Genomic DNA, 15,680 nt, shown 5'->3' with positions numbered 1-15,680 from the left:
CTGCAACGCTGCAGACTATCGAGCCGCTTCGCGGCACTTTTTCCGCTGGATCCCGGATCTCCTTCCACGTCGTTTCAGTCGTCCGGGAAAGGGGGAGGCTCACGAGGATCGTCCGCCCTTATGGTCGGGCCGAGGTCGCGGTGTCGTGGACCGTGGGCAGGCCAACGCTTCGCCCGCGTAGGCTCTTGTTTTGTCGCAGATTTTTGGCGCCGAACCGGTAACCACTTCGACGAAATCTGCTTAGAGTGGGCCCGGGAGGACGACCGCATGACAGAGCGCAACGCCGTCGACGAGGCGATCGCCAGCCGCCGCAGCGTCCGGGGCTACCGGCCGGACCCGGTGCCGGACGCGACGATCCGCGAGCTGATCGCGCTGGCCGGCCGGGCGCCGAGCGGCAGCAACATCCAGCCCTGGAAGGTCCACGTCGTCACCGGGGCGGCGCTCGGGCGCCTCACCGCGGCGCTGTCGGACGCCCACGAGGGCGAGGAGCCGGAGGCGCGGGAATACGAATACTATCCCGTCAACTGGCGCGATCCTTATCTCGGCCGGCGCCGGACGCTCGGCTGGCAGCTCTACGGCCTTGCCGGGATCGCGAAGGGCGACCGCGAGGGCGCCAAGCGCCAGATGGGCCGCAACTTCACCTTCTTCGGCGCTCCCGTCGGCCTCGTCTTCACCATCGACCGCGACATGGAGCAGGGCAGCTGGCTCGATTACGGCATGTTCCTGCAGACCCTGATGATCGCCGCCCGCGGCCGCGGCCTCGATACCTGCCCGCAGGCGGCGATCGCGAGCTATCCGGGCGTGGTGCGGCGCCAGCTCGGCATCCCGGAGAGCGAGATGGTGGTGTGCGGGATGGCGCTGGGCCATGCCGACCCGGACGAGCCGGTGAACGGCCTGCGGGCCGATCGCGAGCCGGTGGCAGCCTACACGGTGTTCCACGGAGCGTGAGCCGTTCCGGCGACGGTGTGGACCGGTCTTCTTCGACGAAAGTCGAAGACGAGGCCGAATCGCCGCTCGCCGACCGCAGTCGAGGCAAGTCGAGGCCCGGCCTGTCGTCGACGAGGACGTGTCGTTGACGAGGGCTGGGCGCTCGGGCAGGCTCCACCCCGCCCACGACGAGACCGAACCGGTCCGACAGGAAACGCCGATCGGCTGACGGCGCGCCGCGATCCAGGCAGGCGCGCGCAGCGGGAGGAACGCATGAGACCAGGGATGGCCACCCCAGGGACGGCTGGTCGCGCCGTCATGCCCGGCGCGACGGGCGCTGCTCCGTCCCGCATCGCCCCGTCCGGCGAGGCGTGAGGGAGACGCCGGCCATGGCACCCGAACCGCTCCCCGGCCACGAGGCCGCGCGCGCCCGCCGCGACACGATCTCCGACGCCCTGCGCCGCACGGCGCGGCGCCACCGCGACCGCACCGCCCTGTCCTTCGCCGACCGGCGCTGGAGCTTCGCCCGCCTCGACCGCGCCGTCGACCGGGTCGCGCGCGGCCTGCTGGAGGCGGGGCTGGCCCGGGGCGACCGGCTCGGGGCGCTCGGCCGCAACTCGGACGCCTACCTGATCCTCTGGCTCGCCTGCGCCCGGGCCGGGATCATCCACGTCCCGGTGAACTACGCCCTGACCGGGCGGGAGCTGCGCTACGTCGTCGAGCAATCCGGTGCCCGCGCCCTGATCGCCGATCCCGCCCTCGCGGCCGGCGCCCGGGAGGCGCTGGACGAGGCGAGCCGCCCGTGGTTCGGAAGCCTGTTCGGCGGCGGCGCCGGCCTCGACGTGCTGCGGCTGGCCGAGGCGGCGGGGGACGCCGAGCCGGTCGAGGTCGCGATCGCGGACGAGGACGTGGTGCAGCTCCTCTACACCTCGGGCACCACCGCGGCGCCGAAGGGCGCCATGATGACGAGCCGGGGGCTCATCGCCGAGTATCTCAGCTGCATCACCGCCCTCGATTTCGGGCCGCACGACCGGGCGCTCGCGGCGCTGCCGCTCTACCACACGGCGCAGATGCACGCCTTCACCATGCCCCAGCTGCTCGCCGGGGCCGAGACCGTGCTGATCGAGGCCCCCGCGCCCGAGACCTGCCTGCGGCTGATCGAGGAGCACCGCCTGACCTCGTTCTTCGCGCCGCCGACGGTCTGGATCAGCCTGCTGCGCTCCCCCGACTTCGCGCGGCGGGACCTGACGTCGCTGCGCCACGTCTATTACGGCGCCTCGATCATGCCGGTGCCGGTGCTGGAGGAACTGCGCGCCCGCCTGCCCGGTGCCCAGCCCTACAATTGCTACGGCCAGAGCGAGATCGCCCCGCTCGCGACCGTGCTGCGCCCCGACGAGCACGATGCCCGCCCGGCCTCCTGCGGCCGCCCGGTCTTCAACGTCGAGACCCGGATCGTCGACGACGCCATGCAGGACGTGGCGGCCGGCGAGCGGGGCGAGATCGTCCACCGCTCGCCGCAGCTGATGGCCGGCTACTGGGACAAGCCGGAGGAGACGCGCGAGGCCTTTCGCGGCGGCTGGTTCCATTCCGGCGATGTCGGGATCATGGACGCGGAGGGCTACATCACCGTCGTCGACCGGGTGAAGGACGTGATCAAGACCGGCGGCACGATCGTGGCGAGCCGCGAGGTCGAGGAGGTGCTGTTCACCCATCCGGGCGTCTCGGAGGTGGCGGTGATCGCCCTGCCGCACCCGAAATGGATTGAGGCGGTGACCGCCGTGGTGGTCCTGCGGCCCGGGGCCGACGCCTCGGCCGACGCGCTGATCGCCCATTGCCGCACCGGCCTGGCGCCGTTCAAGGTGCCCAAGCGGATCATCTTCCAGGACGACCTGCCCCGGAATACCGCCGGCAAGCTGCTCAAGCGCGAGCTGCGCTCGCACTACGCCGATCTGGCCTGGCAGGAGTGATGCCGGCGCTCGATCCGATCCGCTGACGATGTGGCGCGCGTTTCGCTCCCGAGTGGGAAAGGGGTCCCGCGGGCACCCGCGCGCCGGTGACGGGCACGCGGCGGGACAGGCTACGCGAGCCGTACCGCCGGCTCGAACCGCCCCTTCACCTTCACCGGGACCGTGAAGGTCCGCCCGGCGAAGCGGTCGTCGCTCCGGTCCGGGTCGAGGCCTTCGGTCGCCGAGGTGACCACCAGGGTGTCGGCGTCGGGGCCGATGAAGGCCGGGCAGGTCACCTGGCGCGCCGGCATGGCGACGCTGCGGACCCGTCTGCCGTCGGGGGCGTAGGCGTCGAGGCTGGCGCCGCCCCAGCGGGCGTTCCAGACCAGGCCGTCGGCGTCGATCACCGCCCCGTCCGGCGCGCCCTCGGACGCGGGGATCGTCACGAACATCCGGCGGTCGCCGACGGGCAGGCCGGTCTCCGGATCGGTGGCGACGCGCCAGATCGTGCCGGCCTCGGAATCGGCGAAGATCGCGCTCGTGCCGTCGGCCGTGAACGCGATGGCGTTCGGGATGGTGAGCCCGGAGAAGAGCCGCCGGACCTCGCCGCGGAAGAACCAGTGGATCGCCCCCAGGCCCTTCTCCGCCGCCTTGCCCATCGTACCGAGCCAGAGCGCCCCGCTAGGGTGGACCCGGCCGTCGTTCGAGCGGGTCTCGGGCCGGTCGGCCTCGAGCGCCGTAAGCAGGCGCATCCGTCCGCTCGCGACGTCGCGCAGGTACAGCCCGTCCTCGGCGCCGAGGAGCAGGGTGGCGTCGTCGACCCGCGCCACCATCGAGGCCATCACCGGCAGGTCGTGGAGCGTCGTGGCGCCGCCCGCGAACGGCCGCTCGCACAGGTGCCGGCCGAGGATGTCGAGCCAGTAGAGCCGGCCGAGGCCGGGATGCGCCGCCGGACCCTCGCCGAGGATGCAGGCGCGGTCGCAGAAGATGCCGGCCCAGCCGCTCATCGGGCTTCCTCCGTCGCGAAGCGGTACTCGATCACCTGCCGGTAGGTCTCGCCGGGGCGCAGGACCGCGCTCGGGAAGCCCGGGTGGTTCGGTGCGTCGGGAAACGCCTCGGGCTCCAGGCACAGGGCGGTGCGGGCGGCGTAGCCCAGGCCCGCCTTGGGCAGGTTCGTGCCGTCGTAGAACTGCACCGCCGGGGCGGTCGCCAGCACCGTCAGAGCCACGTCGCTGCCCGGCGCCGTCACCCGGCCGACGGGCCGCGGCTCGGGGGTCGTCTCGCGGCCGAGCACGAAGGCGTGGTCGAAGGCCTCTCCGCCGATCCGGGCCGGTCGGCGCAGGTCGAAGCGCGTGCCGGCGACCGGGGCGATCTCGCCGGTCGGGATCTGGCCGTCGTCGACCGGGAGATACGCCTCGGCCGGGATCTCGATCACATGGTCGTCGATGCGGGGCGCCGGAAAGCCCTCGGGCGGCAGGAGCAGGTTGAAGTAAGTGTGATTTGTCAGGTTCACGAGCGTCGGCTTCGTCGTCGTCGCCGTCAGGGTGATGCGCAGGGTACCGGGGCCGGTGATCGCGTAGGTGCAGGTCGCGGCGAGCGCCCCCGGATAGCCCTCCTCGCCGTCCTGCGACCGGTAGGTCAGGGTCACGTCGCGGGCGCCGGCCTCCGCGAAGGTCCAGTTGCGGCGCGAGAAGCCGTCCGCCCCGCCGTGGAGGTGGTTGCGGCCGGCCTCGTTGCGGTCGAGCACGTAGGCGGTGCCGTCGACGGTGAAGCGCCCGCCCGCGATGCGGTTGGCGAAGCGGCCGACGATGGCGCCGCATTGCGGCGTCCGGCGGACGTAGTCGTGCGGGTCGTCGCGCCCGAGCACCATCGGGCGGCCGCGGAAGTCGAGCCGGCGGATCACCGCCCCGAGGCTCAGGACCGCGAGCCCGAGCCCGTCGCCGTCGAGGCGCGCCTCCAGGATCGGGCTGCCGTCCGGCATCGTGCCGACCGGGCGGGGGGCGGTATCGCTCATCGATGGGCTTCCGATCATCGCGAAGTCGCCCCGGCACGGGGCGGGCTCGCGTTAGGGTAGGGCGGGCACGCCCCCGTCTCCACCGCAGCGGCGCCGTTCGCCAGCCCGTCGCGCACCACCACCTCGGTCGCCCGTGCCGCCGCCGCGGGGTCGCCGGCGCGGATCGCCGCCGCGATCGCCGCGTGGGCGCGCCAGGAGGTCGCGTGGGCCTGCGGGTCGGTCGGCCGGCTCATCCGGAACACCACGTCGAGGGCGGCCTCGGTCACCGCGCCGACGGAGTGCATGAACAGGTTGCCGGAGGCGTCGGCGAGGGCGAGGTGGAAGGCGAGGTCGGCCCGCGCGAAGGCCGGGTCGAGGCCGGCCGCGTCGCGCATCGCCGCCACGCAGGCCTCCAGCCGCTCGATGTCGCCTTCCGTCCGGCGCTCCGCCGCCAGCGCCGCCGCGGCGGGCTCGATCGCCAGGCGGATCTCGGCGAGGTCGCGCAGGAAGCGCTGGTCGATCCCGTCCTCGAGCGACCAGGCGAGCACGTCGCGGTCGAACAGGTTCCAGGCCGCGCGCTCGCGCACCCGCGTCCCGACCCGGGTGCGCGCCTCCACCAGGCCCTTGCCCGACAGGGTCTTGATCGCCTCGCGCAGGACCGTGCGCGACACGCCGAAACCCGCGAGCAGGGCCGGCTCTCCCGGCAGCACGGCGCCCTCGGGAAACCGCCCGGCGACGATGTCGGTGCCGAGCGCCCGCGCCACCCGGGCGTGGCCCGGACCCTTGCGCGAAACGGCCGCGGCCTCGATCCTATCCACGGTTGCGTCCTCCGGTCGCGTCGGCCTCTTGCCCCCGCGTCAGGAATCCGCGATAAGGGCCGGGTCGCTTGAATAGTCATATTAAATGATTTTCACGGCGTCGAGCGATCCGGCGGGCTTCGAGGGAGGAAGCGGTGGCGGCAATCTATCCGGACCTTGCGGGCAAGGTCGTGGTGGTGACGGGCGGCGGGTCCGGCATCGGGGCGGAGCTGGTCCGGCACTTCGCCCGGCAGCAGGCCCGGGTCGGCTTCCTCGACATCGCCGCCGAGCCCTCGCGGGCGCTGGCCTCCGAATTGGAGAGCGAGGGCCTCACGGTGGCCTTCGAGCACGCCGACGTCACCGACATCCCGGCGCTGAAGGGCGCGATCGGCCGCATCCGCGACCGTTTCGGCCCGGTCGACGTGCTGATGAACAACGCCGCCCACGACGAGCGCCACGCCACCGAGGAGGTGACGGAGGCCTACTGGGACGGCCGCATCGCGGTGAACCTCAAGCACCAGTTCTTCGCCGCCCAGGCCGTCCTGCCCGACATGAAGGCGACGGGCGGCGGCGCGATCGTGAATTTCGGCTCGGTCTCGTGGATGATCGGGCAGGGCGGCATGGCGGCCTACACCGCCTGCAAGTCGGGCGTGATCGGGCTCACCCGCTCGCTCGCCCGGGATTTCGGCCCCTTCAACATCCGGGTCAACGCGCTGGCGCCGGGCTGGATCATGACCGAGCGCCAGCTCGCCCTCTGGGTGACGCCGGAATCCGATACGGAAATCAACGCCCGCCAGTGCCTCAAGCGCAAGCTGGTCCCGGCGGACGTCGCCCGCTTCGCGGTGTTCCTCGCCTCGGAGGAGGCGGGGGCGTGCACCAACCAGCATTACGTCGTGGATGGCGGGTGGGTGTGAGGATGAGGGCGGTCGTCCACAGGTCCGTCCGCCGGCCATGGCGCGGGTCCCCCCTCTCCCCGCGGGCGGGAAGAGGGCCGTGTCACCGTCCAGGGGACACGGCGAGCCCGCAGGGCGTGGGTGAGGGGGGCTCCAGATGAGGCTCCTCCGGACACACCCCCTCACCCACGCTCCGGCTTCGCCTCCGCTCGTCACGACCCCGACAAGGGGGTCGTGACCCTCTCCCCGCTCGCGGGGAGAGGAGAAACCCGCGCTGTTTCCTGTCCGGGTCGCTCTGCGATCCCCGGGCGGAAGGACCACACTGCCTCGGCCCGCCAGCCACACGACAGAAACACCGACCCCGGCAGATGAGCAGGACGCGATCCTGCCGGGCGCCAACCACCGGCAGCCCCGCGCGACGAAGATGCGGGGATTTGGGAGGAACCATGAAGTCGTTCGTCGCCCTCGTCGGCGGAGCCCTGATGGCTGCCGCGATGCTCGCAACTCCCGCCGCGGCCCAGCAGAAGGGCAAGGTCGGGGTGTCGATGCCCACCAAGTCGTCGGCGCGCTGGATCGCCGACGGCCAGGGCCTGGTCCAGGCGCTGAAGGCCAAGGGGTTCACCCCCGACCTGCAATACGCCGAGGACGAGATCCCCAACCAGCTGTCGCAGATCGAGAACATGATCGCCACCGGCGCCAAGGTGCTGGTGATCGCGGCGATCGACGGCACCACCCTGTCGGACGTGCTGCAGCAGGCGAGCGACCGCGGCATCAAGGTCATCGCCTACGACCGCCTGATCCGCGGCTCGAAGAACGTCGATTACTACGCGACCTTCGACAACTTCCAGGTCGGCGTGCTGCAGGGCAGCTACATCGTCGACAAGCTCGGGCTCAAGGACGGCAAGGGACCGTTCACCGTCGAGCTGTTCGGCGGCTCGCCCGACGACAACAACGCCTACTTCTTCTACGACGGCGCGATGTCGGTGCTGAAGCCCTACATCGATTCCGGCAAGCTGACCGTGCCGAGCAAGCAGCTCGGGATGGACAAGGTCTCGACCCTGCGCTGGGACGGCGCGGCGGCCCAGGCCCGCATGGACAACCTGCTGTCGGCCTTCTACGGCAACAAGCGCCTCGACGCGGTCCTGTCGCCCTATGACGGCATCTCGATCGGCATCATCTCGTCGCTGAAGGGCGTCGGCTACGGCTCGCCCGACCAGCCGATGCCGGTGATCACCGGCCAGGACGCCGAGCTGCCCTCCGTGAAGGCGATCATCCGCGGCGACCAGAGCATGACGGTGTTCAAAGACACCCGCGAGCTCGCCAAGGTCACGAGCGACATGGTCGATGCGATCTCGACCGGTGCCCAGGTCCAGGTCAACGACACCAAGACCTACAACAACGGCGTCAAGGTCGTGCCGTCCTACCTCCTCAAGCCGGTGACGGTCGACAAGTCCAACTGGCAGAAGGTCCTGGTCGACAGCGGCTACTACAAGGCCCAGCAGGTCAAGTGATGGCGGCGTCCCCGGCTCCGCGCGTGGTCCCGAAGGCGTCCCCGATCCTGGAGATGCGCGGCATCACCAAGGCGTTCCCGGGCGTGAAGGCGCTCGACAACGTCAGCCTCGCCGTCCGCGCCGGCGAGATCCACGCCGTCTGCGGCGAGAACGGGGCCGGGAAGTCGACCCTGATGAAGGTGCTGAGCGGGGTCTACCCCGCCGGCTCCTACGACGGCAGCATCCTGTTCGACGGGGAGGAGCGGCGCTTCTCCGGCATCCCCGACAGCGAAGCGCTCGGCATCATCATCATCCACCAGGAGCTCGCCCTGGTGCCGCTCCTGTCGATCGCCGAGAACATCTTCCTCGGCAACGAGGCGGCGTCCCGCTTCGGGGTGATCGACTGGCCGCGCGTCATGGCGCGCACCCGCGACCTGCTCGCCCGCGTCGGCCTCGACGAGGCGCCCGAGACGCTGGTCACCGATCTCGGCATCGGCAAGCAGCAGCTCGTCGAGATCGCCAAGGCGTTGTCGAAGCGGGTGCGGCTGCTCATCCTCGACGAGCCGACCGCCTCGCTCAACGAGAGCGACAGCGCCGCGCTCCTCACCCTGCTGGAAGCCTTCCGCCGGCAGGGCATCACCTCGATCCTGATCTCGCACAAGCTCAACGAAGTGGCGCGCGTCGCCGACAGCGTCACGATCCTGCGCGACGGCGCCAGCGTCGAGACGTTGGCGCGCGCGGCGATGCTGGGGCCGGACGGGCGCCTGGACGAGGACCGGATCATCAAGGGCATGGTCGGGCGCGACCTCGCCCACCGCTATCCGCCGCGGGAGGGCGTCACCGTCGGCGAGCCGCTCCTGGAGGTCGCGAACTGGAGCGTGCGCCACCCGCTCCACCCGGACCGGCTGGCGGTGGAGGACGTGAGCCTCACCGTGCGCCGCGGCGAGGTCGTCGGCATGGCGGGCCTGCTCGGCGCCGGGCGGACCGAGTTCGCCATGAGCCTGTTCGGCGGCGCCTACGGGCAGCGCGTCGCCGGCGAGGCGCGGCTGCGCGGCGAGCCGGCGGATCTCGGAACCGTCGAGAAGGCTATCCGGGCCGGCCTCGCCTACGCCACCGAGGACCGCAAGGGCTACGGCCTCGTGCTGCACGAGGACATCCGCACCAACGTGTCGCTCGCCAACCTGTCGGGCGTCGCCGCGAGGGGCGTGATCGACGAGGACCGCGAGCGCGCGGTGGCCGAGCGCTACCGCGAGCGCCTGCGCATCCGCTCGTCGGGCATCGACCAGGCGACGGTGAACCTGTCGGGCGGCAACCAGCAGAAGGTCGTCCTGAGCAAGTGGCTCTTCGCCGATCCGGACGTCCTGATCCTCGACGAGCCGACCCGCGGCATCGATGTCGGCGCCAAGTACGAGATCTACGCCATCATCAACGACCTCGCCCGGCAGGGGAAGGGCGTGCTGATCATCTCGTCCGAGATGCCGGAGCTCTTGGGGATGTGCGACCGCATCCTCGTCATGAACCGCGGCCGCATCGTCGGCGAACTCTCCGCGATGCAAGCCTCGCAGGAGGCGATCATGCGGGCCATCGTCACCTCGGGAGGTTAGTGAGACCGATGAGCGACACCGCCACGCCCGCCGAGGCTCCGCGCCCGCCGGCGCTTTCCGGCTTCAACGCGAAGGCCTTCTCCGGCTCGCTGCGAGACTACGGCATGATCCTGTGCCTCGTCGGCATCGTGATCTTCTTCCAGTTCTTCACCGACGGGGCGCTGCTGCGCCCGCTCAACCTCACCAACCTGGTGCTGCAGAACAGCTACATCGTGGTGATGGCGCTCGGCATGCTGCTGGTCATCGTGGCAGGCCACATCGACCTCTCGGTCGGCTCGACCGCGGGCTTCATCGGCGCGCTCGCCGCGGTCCTGATGGTCCAGATGGGCCTGCACCCGCTCGTCGCCACCCTGCTCTGCCTCGTCGCCGGCGGGGTGATCGGCGCGGCGCAGGGGTGGTGGGTCGCGTACCTGCGCATCCCGTCCTTCATCGTGACGCTCGCCGGGATGCTGGTGTTCAAGGGGTTGACCCTGGCGCTGCTCGCCGGCCAGTCGGTCGGTCCGTTCCCGCCCGACTTCCAGAAGCTCAGCTCCGGCTTCATCCCGGATATCGTCACCGGCGGCGCGCTGCGGATCACCTCGGTGCTCGTCGGCGTCGCGCTGGCGCTGATCCTCGTCGGCTCGAACCTGCGCCGGCGCATCGGGCAGCAGCGCCAGGGCTTCACCCCGGAGCCGATGGGCGCCTTCGCGCTCAAGAACGCGCTCGTCGCCGCGGTCATCGTCGCCTTCAGCACCTGGCTCGCCACCTATCGCGGCCTGCCCAACGTCCTGATCGTGATGTTCGCCCTGATCCTGCTCTACCGCTTCGTCACCAGCCGCACGGTGATCGGCCGGCGCGTCTACGCGCTCGGCGGCAACGAGAAGGCGGCGAAGCTCTCGGGCATCAACACCGAGCGCCTGACCTTCCTCACCTTCGTCAACATGGGGGTGCTCGCCGCGCTCGCCGGCCTGATCTTCGCCGCCCGCCTCAACACCGCGACCCCGAAGGCCGGCCTCGGCTTCGAGCTCGACGTGATCGCCGCCTGCTTCATCGGCGGCGCCTCGGCGTCCGGCGGCGTCGGCAAGGTGACGGGCGCGGTGGTCGGCGCGCTGATCATGGGGGTGATGAACAACGGCATGTCGATCCTCGGCATCGGCATCGACTACCAGCAGGTCATCAAGGGCCTGGTGCTGCTCGGGGCGGTGAGCGTCGATCAGTACTATCGGAAGCGGTAAGCGACCGGACTCCGTCGAGCGGACGCCTGTGAAACCCTCCGGGTGATCCCGGGGCTCGCCGCAGGCGAGAACCCGGGATGACATCGAGAATGTCATGTCGGTTGCGCGAAGCCCGGGCAGATCTCGTGCCCGGCCCGGGCCGGTGGCCTCACGGCTCGCCAGCCCGCGCCCGCTCGGTCGCGAGGGCCGGGGCGCCGAGCCACTCCGCCCGCATCGCCTCGCGCAGGAGCGCCCCGACCGCCGGGGCGTGCGGCCGGCCGCGGACCGTGACGAGATTGACCTCGCGCCAGAAATCCGGGTCGACCAGCGGACGCGCGACCACGCCCGGATGCGTCACGCAGGAGCGCGGCATGAAGCCGAAACCGAGCCCCGCCGCGATCATCGCCAGGATCCAGTCGTCGCGCTCGCTCCGGTAGATCGTCTCGCAGTCGGTGCAGCCCTGCGCCTCCCAGATCGGGCCGGCATAGCCGCGGAACTCGCAGTTGAGGCGGTGGACGTAGTGCTGGCCGCTGAGGTCCTGCGGGCGGACCGCCTCCAGGGCGGCGAGGGGGTGCCCGGCCGCGACCGCGATCACCATCGGCTCGCGGAACAGGGCGAGGCGGTGGAGCCGCGGGTCGGGCTCCCGTCCCGGCAGGCAGTAGAGCGCGACCTCGAGGCCGCCGGCGAGCAGGCGCTCCTCGAGGGCCCCGGCGCTGGCATCGACGATATCGAGCTCGAGGCCCGGATGCCGGGAGCGCAGGCCCCCGATCAGCCCGACGAGGGCGTCGGGCTGGATCGTGCACATCACCCCGAGGGTCAGGCGGGTGCGGCGCTGCTGGCTGAAGGCGCGGGCCTCGGCCTGGGCGGCCTGCGCCTTGGCGTAGACCTCCTCCAGGTAGGGCCGCACGGTGCGGCCGAGCTCGGAGAGCTGCGTGCCGGTGCGCTCGCGGTGGAAGAGCGCCCCGCCGAGCTCCTGCTCCAGGAAGTGGATCGCCCGGGTAAGCGAGGGCTGGGTGACGTTGCAGGCCTGGGCCGCGCGGGTGAAGTTGTGCTCCTCGCACAGGGCCAGGAAGTAGCGGACCTGGTGCATCTCCATCGCCGCCCTCCGCAGCATCGGCCTCGAACCGAAGGGCCCCGGTAGCGGGGGCAGTCGCAAGGCTAACACCGCGAAGGCGGGGCGGGAACGCGGCCGCCGGAGCCGACCGGCACGGATCCGTCAGCACCACGGGCAGGAGCGCCAGGCCGGCGGATCCGACGGGCGCGTCGGCTCGACCTGCCGGACGGCGCGCGGTGCGCGCAGCGGTGCCGCCCGCAGGCCGGGATCGTCGTAGCCGGTATAGCGCGGGGGCGCCGGCATCGTCGTCGCGACCGCGGCGTCCCGGCCTTCGGGGTGCAGGAGCGACTGGGTCCAGGCGCTGGCGGAGGTGGAGAGGGCGGCGAGCACGGCGCCGGCGAGAAGAAGGCTGCGCATCGGAGGAAGCCTCGTCCGGGGAGCGGAGGCGGAATGTCCCGCTCGATGTCCGGATCTTCGCGCCTGCACCCCCGCGCCGGCCAATGCCGTTCGCCTATCGTGGCGATGCCGTCCGGCTCTCGTGCGGGCCGGCCCGCGGTTGACGCCCGGGCGCGGACAGGCTCCTAACCGGGACCTCGCGACCCGGACGCGGCGCGGATCGTTCGCCCCCGCGCCCCACCCCGACAGGAGCCCCCGATGAGCCGCCTCGTCTACGTGCTGAACGGCCCGAACCTGAACCTGCTCGGCAAGCGCCAGCCGCACATCTACGGCAGCGAGACCCTGGCCGACGTCGAGGCGTCCTGCCGGACGCTCGCCGGCGAGCTCGGGCTCGAGATCCGCTTCCACCAGTCGAACCGCGAATACGAGATCATCGACTGGATCCACGAGGCGCGCGAGACCGCGGGCGGGATCGTCATCAACCCGGCGGCCTTCACCCACACCTCCGTGGCGATCCTCGACGCGCTCAACACCTTCGACGCGCCGGTGATCGAGGTGCACATCTCGAACGTGCACAAGCGCGAGGCCTTTCGCCACCACTCCTACGTCTCGCTGCGCGCCGACGGAGTGATCGCGGGCCTCGGTACGCAAGGGTATCTCCTGGCCCTGCGCCGGGTCGCGCAGCTGATCGACGACAAGGCGTGAGGCCGCCTGGGCGTCCCCGGGCGCCCGATGGGAAAGACCTGCTTCCGGGCTCCGAAGGTGGGCCCGGATCGTTCGCCGCTCGGGCTTGGAACGGCTGAAACCGCAGCCGATATCCCGGTACGATGGTTCCGAGGCGGCCGTGCATCTCGTTCGTCGCGCGCTCGCGGACGATCGCCGCAGGTTTGCGAGAGGGAGGTCGCATGACGGAAGGAGAGCGGTTCGTTCGGTCCCTGCCCGCCAAGACCGATTTTCATGACCGCAGCAAGCGGCGCTCTTACGCGCTCACCCGCGCCGTGGCGATCCGGATCATCGATGATCCCGGGCTTGTGGAGAACGGACGGCATCACCTCGATCGGTTCATGCAGGGTGACCCGCGGCAGGCCAGATATTATTCCCTGTGGACCGATCTCCTTCGGCAGGATGTCGAGGTGATCGCCCGGCGGATGCTGGAAGACTCGGCCGAAGGCGATATCCTTCGGGACACTCAGCCCGTCTTTGTCGTCCTGTCGCCGAGAGAACGAAGCGGCCTGGGCGCGAACGCCACCGCTCCGGGCGGCGCCGAGCCATCGGCAGGCCCAGCCGCGCCATGATGCAGAGGAAGAAGATCGATCACCTGCTGCGCGCGGCTGCGAGCGTCACCGGTCATCGCACCTTCGTTCTGGTCGGCTCCACGGTCGTGCTGCTGCGCTGCAAGAATATACCGGCGGACATGCTGATGACGCCCGAAGCCGATCTGTACGTTCCGGATATTCCCGATCAGGACGACGTCTCCGACGCGATCGAAGGCAGTATCGGGCAGGGATAGCCATTTCACGATCGGTACGGTTATTACGCCGACGGGGTCTCGGCGAGCACCTCCGTGATGCCCCAAGACTGGCACCTGCGCGCCTCGCCTTATGAGAGCGCGGGATGTCCCGGCGTCACGGCCATCGTGCCCGAGCAGAACGATGTCGCCCTCGCCAAGCTGGTGGCGTGGCGGGACAAGGACCAGGCGTGGCTGCAATCCGGAGTGACAGCGGGGTTGTTTTCTCTCGCGGTGATGCGATCGAGGCTCGACCGCATGCCAGCAAGCGTCCTCGACGAGGATGAGCTGATGCGGCGACTGTCGTCGCTCGCTGCCGCCTGCGGGATCGATGCCGGCCATGGGCACGACGCCGCTCCGCAACTCGATCCATGATCCACCGCGAGACATCGCGCGGGCGAACCCGTACGACACCAGAACAGGTGGACCGGAGGCGGTCGCCCGCCTCCGGCCCTCTCGACCGAGCTGATGCTGGGGGATGTCAGTCGGTCGAGAACCGGTAGTTGAGGCCGGCGCGCACGACGCCGAACTCCGACTTGGGCTTGCCGAGGCCGTAATAGGCGTTCGTCGCGGTGTCGTAGACGAGGCCGCCGCTGCCGCCGTTTCGGTCGAGGCTGACGTAGAGCGCCTCGACCCGGGCGCTCAGGCGCTCGGTGAAGGCGTATTCGACGCCGCCGCCGGCGGTCCAGCCGGTGCGGAAGGAGCCCGGCAGGGTGCCGGTATAGACGGAGGCGTTCGACGCCGTGCTGCCGCCGCCATAGGCGAAGCCGCCGGTGCCGTAGACCAGGAAGCGGTCGAAGGCGTAGCCGATCCGGCCGCGCACCGTGCCGAACCAGTCGAGGCTCGGGCCGATATCGGTGAAGGTGGTGGCGCCGACGAGGCCGCTGCGGGGCCGCCCGAAGGTCGTGCCCTGGATGTCGGCCTCGGCGCCGATCACGAAGCCGGAGCCCGGCGTGAACTGGTAGTTGTAGCCGATCTGGCCGCCACCGACGAAGGCGGCATCGCGGCTGCCCGGGGTCACGGTGCCGTAGGTGGCGTCCGTGAAGGTGCCGCCGCCGCCGCCGAATCCGGCGCCGGCATTCACGCCGGCATAGAAGCCGGTCCAGGTGAAGACCGGGACGGGGGTGAAGGCCGGCAGCGGGGCGACCCGGCGCGGCAGGTCGGCGGCGGCGGCCGGCGCGGCGGCGAACAGGGGCGCCGCGAGGGCGGCCGTCAGGGCGAGCGCCCCGGCGAGGCCGAGCGCTTCGGTCAATCTGGTCATCGGGGATGCCGTGTGTGCGGTTCGTCGGGAAGGGGCCGGGGCGGCGGGCCGCCCGGGCGGTCGAAAGCCGGCCGGATCATCGGGGCCGGCGCGTCCGAACCGGATTCACAGGTTCTGGACGATGCAGATCGCCTGGAGGGCGACCAGCAGGATCGCGCCGCCGATGACGAGGCAGAGGGCGGCGAGGATGACGGCCTCGCCCCCGTCGGCCGGCTCGCGCCGGGAGCGGAAGGCGGGACCGGTCTCCCCGATCGCGGGCATCGGGAAGGCGCGGCCGAGGGGGGCCGGGCGGACCCGGTCGCTGCGCAGGGCTTCGAGCATCGCGAACGTCTCCTTCGTCAGCGGGCGACGGCGGTCGGGTGAACGAGGTCGGCGAGGGTGGCCGCCGCCACGGGCATCCCGAGGGCGGCGACCACCGCGAGGCCGCGCATCAGCATCGCCAGGGGCAGCCGCGACGCGGGCCGGCGCCGCGGCGCGGAGGCGAGCCGGAGCGGCTCCGGACCGTGGCTGCGGCACACGAGGGGAAGGGGACTGGCCATCGGGATGTCCTGCGACTGTTCCGTGCGGTCGATGCCGGGCCGGCCGGTCCCGAATGGGATCGTCCGGCGTGGGAATTTCG

At 71.3% G+C, this 15,680-nt stretch carries 17 protein-coding genes and 1 pseudogene; 10 read left to right on the top strand and 8 right to left on the bottom strand.

The annotated features are described in order from the left end of the window. Window positions 1-267 precede the first annotated feature (267 nt). Entirely contained in the window at window positions 268-948 is a 681-nt protein-coding gene (locus tag A5481_RS31040; RefSeq protein WP_048434245.1) for a nitroreductase, read from the top strand. Between the two features lie 368 nt (window positions 949-1,316). Continuing rightward, entirely contained in the window at window positions 1,317-2,894 is a 1,578-nt protein-coding gene (locus A5481_RS31035) for an acyl-CoA synthetase (protein WP_048434246.1), read from the top strand. Window positions 2,895-3,004: 110 nt separating this feature from the next. Here A5481_RS31035 and A5481_RS31030 read toward each other — a convergent pair whose 3' ends face one another. Genes A5481_RS31030 through A5481_RS31020 form a run of 3 tightly spaced genes read right to left on the bottom strand, consistent with a single transcriptional unit; the run spans window position 3,005 to window position 5,684 of the window. Further along, entirely contained in the window at window positions 3,005-3,880 is an 876-nt protein-coding gene (locus tag A5481_RS31030; protein ID WP_048434247.1) for an SMP-30/gluconolactonase/LRE family protein, read from the bottom strand. Further along, entirely contained in the window at window positions 3,877-4,887 is a 1,011-nt protein-coding gene (locus A5481_RS31025; RefSeq protein ID WP_053082381.1) for an aldose epimerase family protein, read from the bottom strand. The genes A5481_RS31030 and A5481_RS31025 overlap by 4 nt, the downstream gene beginning before the upstream one ends. Before the next feature lie 14 nt (window positions 4,888-4,901). Then, window positions 4,902-5,684 carry a FadR/GntR family transcriptional regulator gene (locus A5481_RS31020; protein WP_048434248.1) on the bottom strand — a complete coding sequence of 261 codons (783 nt, stop codon included), beginning with the start codon at window positions 5,682-5,684 and terminating at the stop codon, window positions 4,902-4,904. 134 nt (window positions 5,685-5,818) lie between these two features. Here A5481_RS31020 and A5481_RS31015 point away from each other — a divergent pair, with 134 nt between their 5' ends. The 4 genes from A5481_RS31015 to mmsB all read left to right on the top strand — a co-directional run bounded on the left by A5481_RS31015 (window position 5,819) and on the right by mmsB (window position 10,864). Next, window positions 5,819-6,577, top strand: a complete 759-nt coding sequence (locus A5481_RS31015; RefSeq protein ID WP_048434249.1) for an SDR family NAD(P)-dependent oxidoreductase — start codon at window positions 5,819-5,821, stop codon at window positions 6,575-6,577. 425 nt (window positions 6,578-7,002) lie between these two features. After that, window positions 7,003-8,067 (top strand): multiple monosaccharide ABC transporter substrate-binding protein, encoded by a 1,065-nt coding sequence (chvE, locus tag A5481_RS31010; RefSeq protein WP_048434250.1) that lies wholly within the window; start codon window positions 7,003-7,005, stop codon window positions 8,065-8,067. Continuing rightward, complete coding sequence (gene mmsA / locus A5481_RS31005) at window positions 8,067-9,650, top strand: multiple monosaccharide ABC transporter ATP-binding protein (RefSeq protein WP_048434251.1); 1,584 nt, start codon at window positions 8,067-8,069, stop codon at window positions 9,648-9,650. Before chvE ends, mmsA begins: the two co-directional genes overlap by 1 nt. A gap of 8 nt (window positions 9,651-9,658) precedes the next feature. Further along, the gene (mmsB, locus tag A5481_RS31000; RefSeq protein ID WP_048434252.1) at window positions 9,659-10,864 is read left to right on the top strand and encodes a multiple monosaccharide ABC transporter permease; all 1,206 of its coding nucleotides are present in this window, start codon (window positions 9,659-9,661) and stop codon (window positions 10,862-10,864) included. Between the two features lie 148 nt (window positions 10,865-11,012). Here mmsB and A5481_RS30995 read toward each other — a convergent pair whose 3' ends face one another. Together A5481_RS30995 and A5481_RS30990 are read right to left on the bottom strand one after the other, a co-directional pair. After that, window positions 11,013-11,939 carry a LysR family transcriptional regulator gene (locus A5481_RS30995; RefSeq protein WP_048434253.1) on the bottom strand — a complete coding sequence of 309 codons (927 nt, stop codon included), beginning with the start codon at window positions 11,937-11,939 and terminating at the stop codon, window positions 11,013-11,015. Between the two features lie 120 nt (window positions 11,940-12,059). Then, a complete protein-coding gene (locus A5481_RS30990) occupies window positions 12,060-12,314 on the bottom strand; it encodes a hypothetical protein (RefSeq protein WP_064504502.1) in 255 nt (84 codons plus the stop codon). Window positions 12,315-12,551: 237 nt separating this feature from the next. Between A5481_RS30990 and aroQ the strand changes: the two genes are divergently transcribed. The 4 genes and pseudogenes from aroQ to A5481_RS30970 all read left to right on the top strand — a co-directional run. Next, window positions 12,552-12,998, top strand: coding sequence for a type II 3-dehydroquinate dehydratase (aroQ, locus tag A5481_RS30985; protein ID WP_064504501.1), 447 nt, complete (start codon window positions 12,552-12,554; stop codon window positions 12,996-12,998). A gap of 200 nt (window positions 12,999-13,198) precedes the next feature. Then, window positions 13,199-13,588, top strand: coding sequence for a hypothetical protein (locus A5481_RS30980; protein WP_048437663.1), 390 nt, complete (start codon window positions 13,199-13,201; stop codon window positions 13,586-13,588). Continuing rightward, the gene (locus tag A5481_RS30975; protein ID WP_048437664.1) at window positions 13,585-13,803 is read left to right on the top strand and encodes a hypothetical protein; all 219 of its coding nucleotides are present in this window, start codon (window positions 13,585-13,587) and stop codon (window positions 13,801-13,803) included. Before A5481_RS30980 ends, A5481_RS30975 begins: the two co-directional genes overlap by 4 nt. A gap of 42 nt (window positions 13,804-13,845) precedes the next feature. After that, window positions 13,846-14,175 (top strand): annotated as a pseudogene (locus A5481_RS30970) (DUF6036 family nucleotidyltransferase); the annotation flags it as partial. A 106-nt stretch (window positions 14,176-14,281) separates the two neighbouring features. On the opposite strand, the gene A5481_RS30965 reads toward A5481_RS30970, so the two are convergent. The 3 genes from A5481_RS30965 to A5481_RS30955 form a co-directional block, all read right to left on the bottom strand. Continuing rightward, the gene (locus A5481_RS30965; RefSeq protein ID WP_048437666.1) at window positions 14,282-15,061 is read right to left on the bottom strand and encodes an outer membrane protein; all 780 of its coding nucleotides are present in this window, start codon (window positions 15,059-15,061) and stop codon (window positions 14,282-14,284) included. Between the two features lie 105 nt (window positions 15,062-15,166). After that, a complete protein-coding gene (locus A5481_RS30960; protein WP_048437667.1) occupies window positions 15,167-15,382 on the bottom strand; it encodes a hypothetical protein in 216 nt (71 codons plus the stop codon). Window positions 15,383-15,399: 17 nt separating this feature from the next. Then, window positions 15,400-15,600 carry a hypothetical protein gene (locus tag A5481_RS30955; protein ID WP_048437668.1) on the bottom strand — a complete coding sequence of 67 codons (201 nt, stop codon included), beginning with the start codon at window positions 15,598-15,600 and terminating at the stop codon, window positions 15,400-15,402. Between the last annotated feature and the right edge of the window lie 80 nt (window positions 15,601-15,680).

The organism is Methylobacterium platani (genome assembly GCF_001653715.1).
In the GTDB taxonomy this organism is placed as follows: Bacteria; Pseudomonadota; Alphaproteobacteria; order Rhizobiales; family Beijerinckiaceae; genus Methylobacterium; species Methylobacterium platani.
Note: the sequence above shows the minus strand (reverse complement) of the source record. Positions and strands in the feature narration are given on the sequence as shown.

Coding starts and splice junctions, on each gene's coding strand:
- A5481_RS30980 (WP_048437663.1), top strand. CDS start 13,199: ATGACGGAAGGAGAGCGGTTCGTTCGGTCCCTGCCCGCCAAGACCGAT.
- A5481_RS30965 (WP_048437666.1), bottom strand. CDS start 15,061: ATGACCAGATTGACCGAAGCGCTCGGCCTCGCCGGGGCGCTCGCCCTG.
- A5481_RS31040 (WP_048434245.1), top strand. CDS start 268: ATGACAGAGCGCAACGCCGTCGACGAGGCGATCGCCAGCCGCCGCAGC.
- aroQ (WP_064504501.1), top strand. CDS start 12,552: ATGAGCCGCCTCGTCTACGTGCTGAACGGCCCGAACCTGAACCTGCTC.
- A5481_RS30995 (WP_048434253.1), bottom strand. CDS start 11,939: ATGGAGATGCACCAGGTCCGCTACTTCCTGGCCCTGTGCGAGGAGCAC.
- mmsA (WP_048434251.1), top strand. CDS start 8,067: ATGGCGGCGTCCCCGGCTCCGCGCGTGGTCCCGAAGGCGTCCCCGATC.
- A5481_RS30990 (WP_064504502.1), bottom strand. CDS start 12,314: ATGCGCAGCCTTCTTCTCGCCGGCGCCGTGCTCGCCGCCCTCTCCACC.
- mmsB (WP_048434252.1), top strand. CDS start 9,659: ATGAGCGACACCGCCACGCCCGCCGAGGCTCCGCGCCCGCCGGCGCTT.
- A5481_RS31030 (WP_048434247.1), bottom strand. CDS start 3,880: ATGAGCGGCTGGGCCGGCATCTTCTGCGACCGCGCCTGCATCCTCGGC.
- A5481_RS30955 (WP_048437668.1), bottom strand. CDS start 15,600: ATGGCCAGTCCCCTTCCCCTCGTGTGCCGCAGCCACGGTCCGGAGCCG.
- A5481_RS30960 (WP_048437667.1), bottom strand. CDS start 15,382: ATGCTCGAAGCCCTGCGCAGCGACCGGGTCCGCCCGGCCCCCCTCGGC.
- A5481_RS31035 (WP_048434246.1), top strand. CDS start 1,317: ATGGCACCCGAACCGCTCCCCGGCCACGAGGCCGCGCGCGCCCGCCGC.
- A5481_RS31025 (WP_053082381.1), bottom strand. CDS start 4,887: ATGAGCGATACCGCCCCCCGCCCGGTCGGCACGATGCCGGACGGCAGC.
- A5481_RS30975 (WP_048437664.1), top strand. CDS start 13,585: ATGATGCAGAGGAAGAAGATCGATCACCTGCTGCGCGCGGCTGCGAGC.
- chvE (WP_048434250.1), top strand. CDS start 7,003: ATGAAGTCGTTCGTCGCCCTCGTCGGCGGAGCCCTGATGGCTGCCGCG.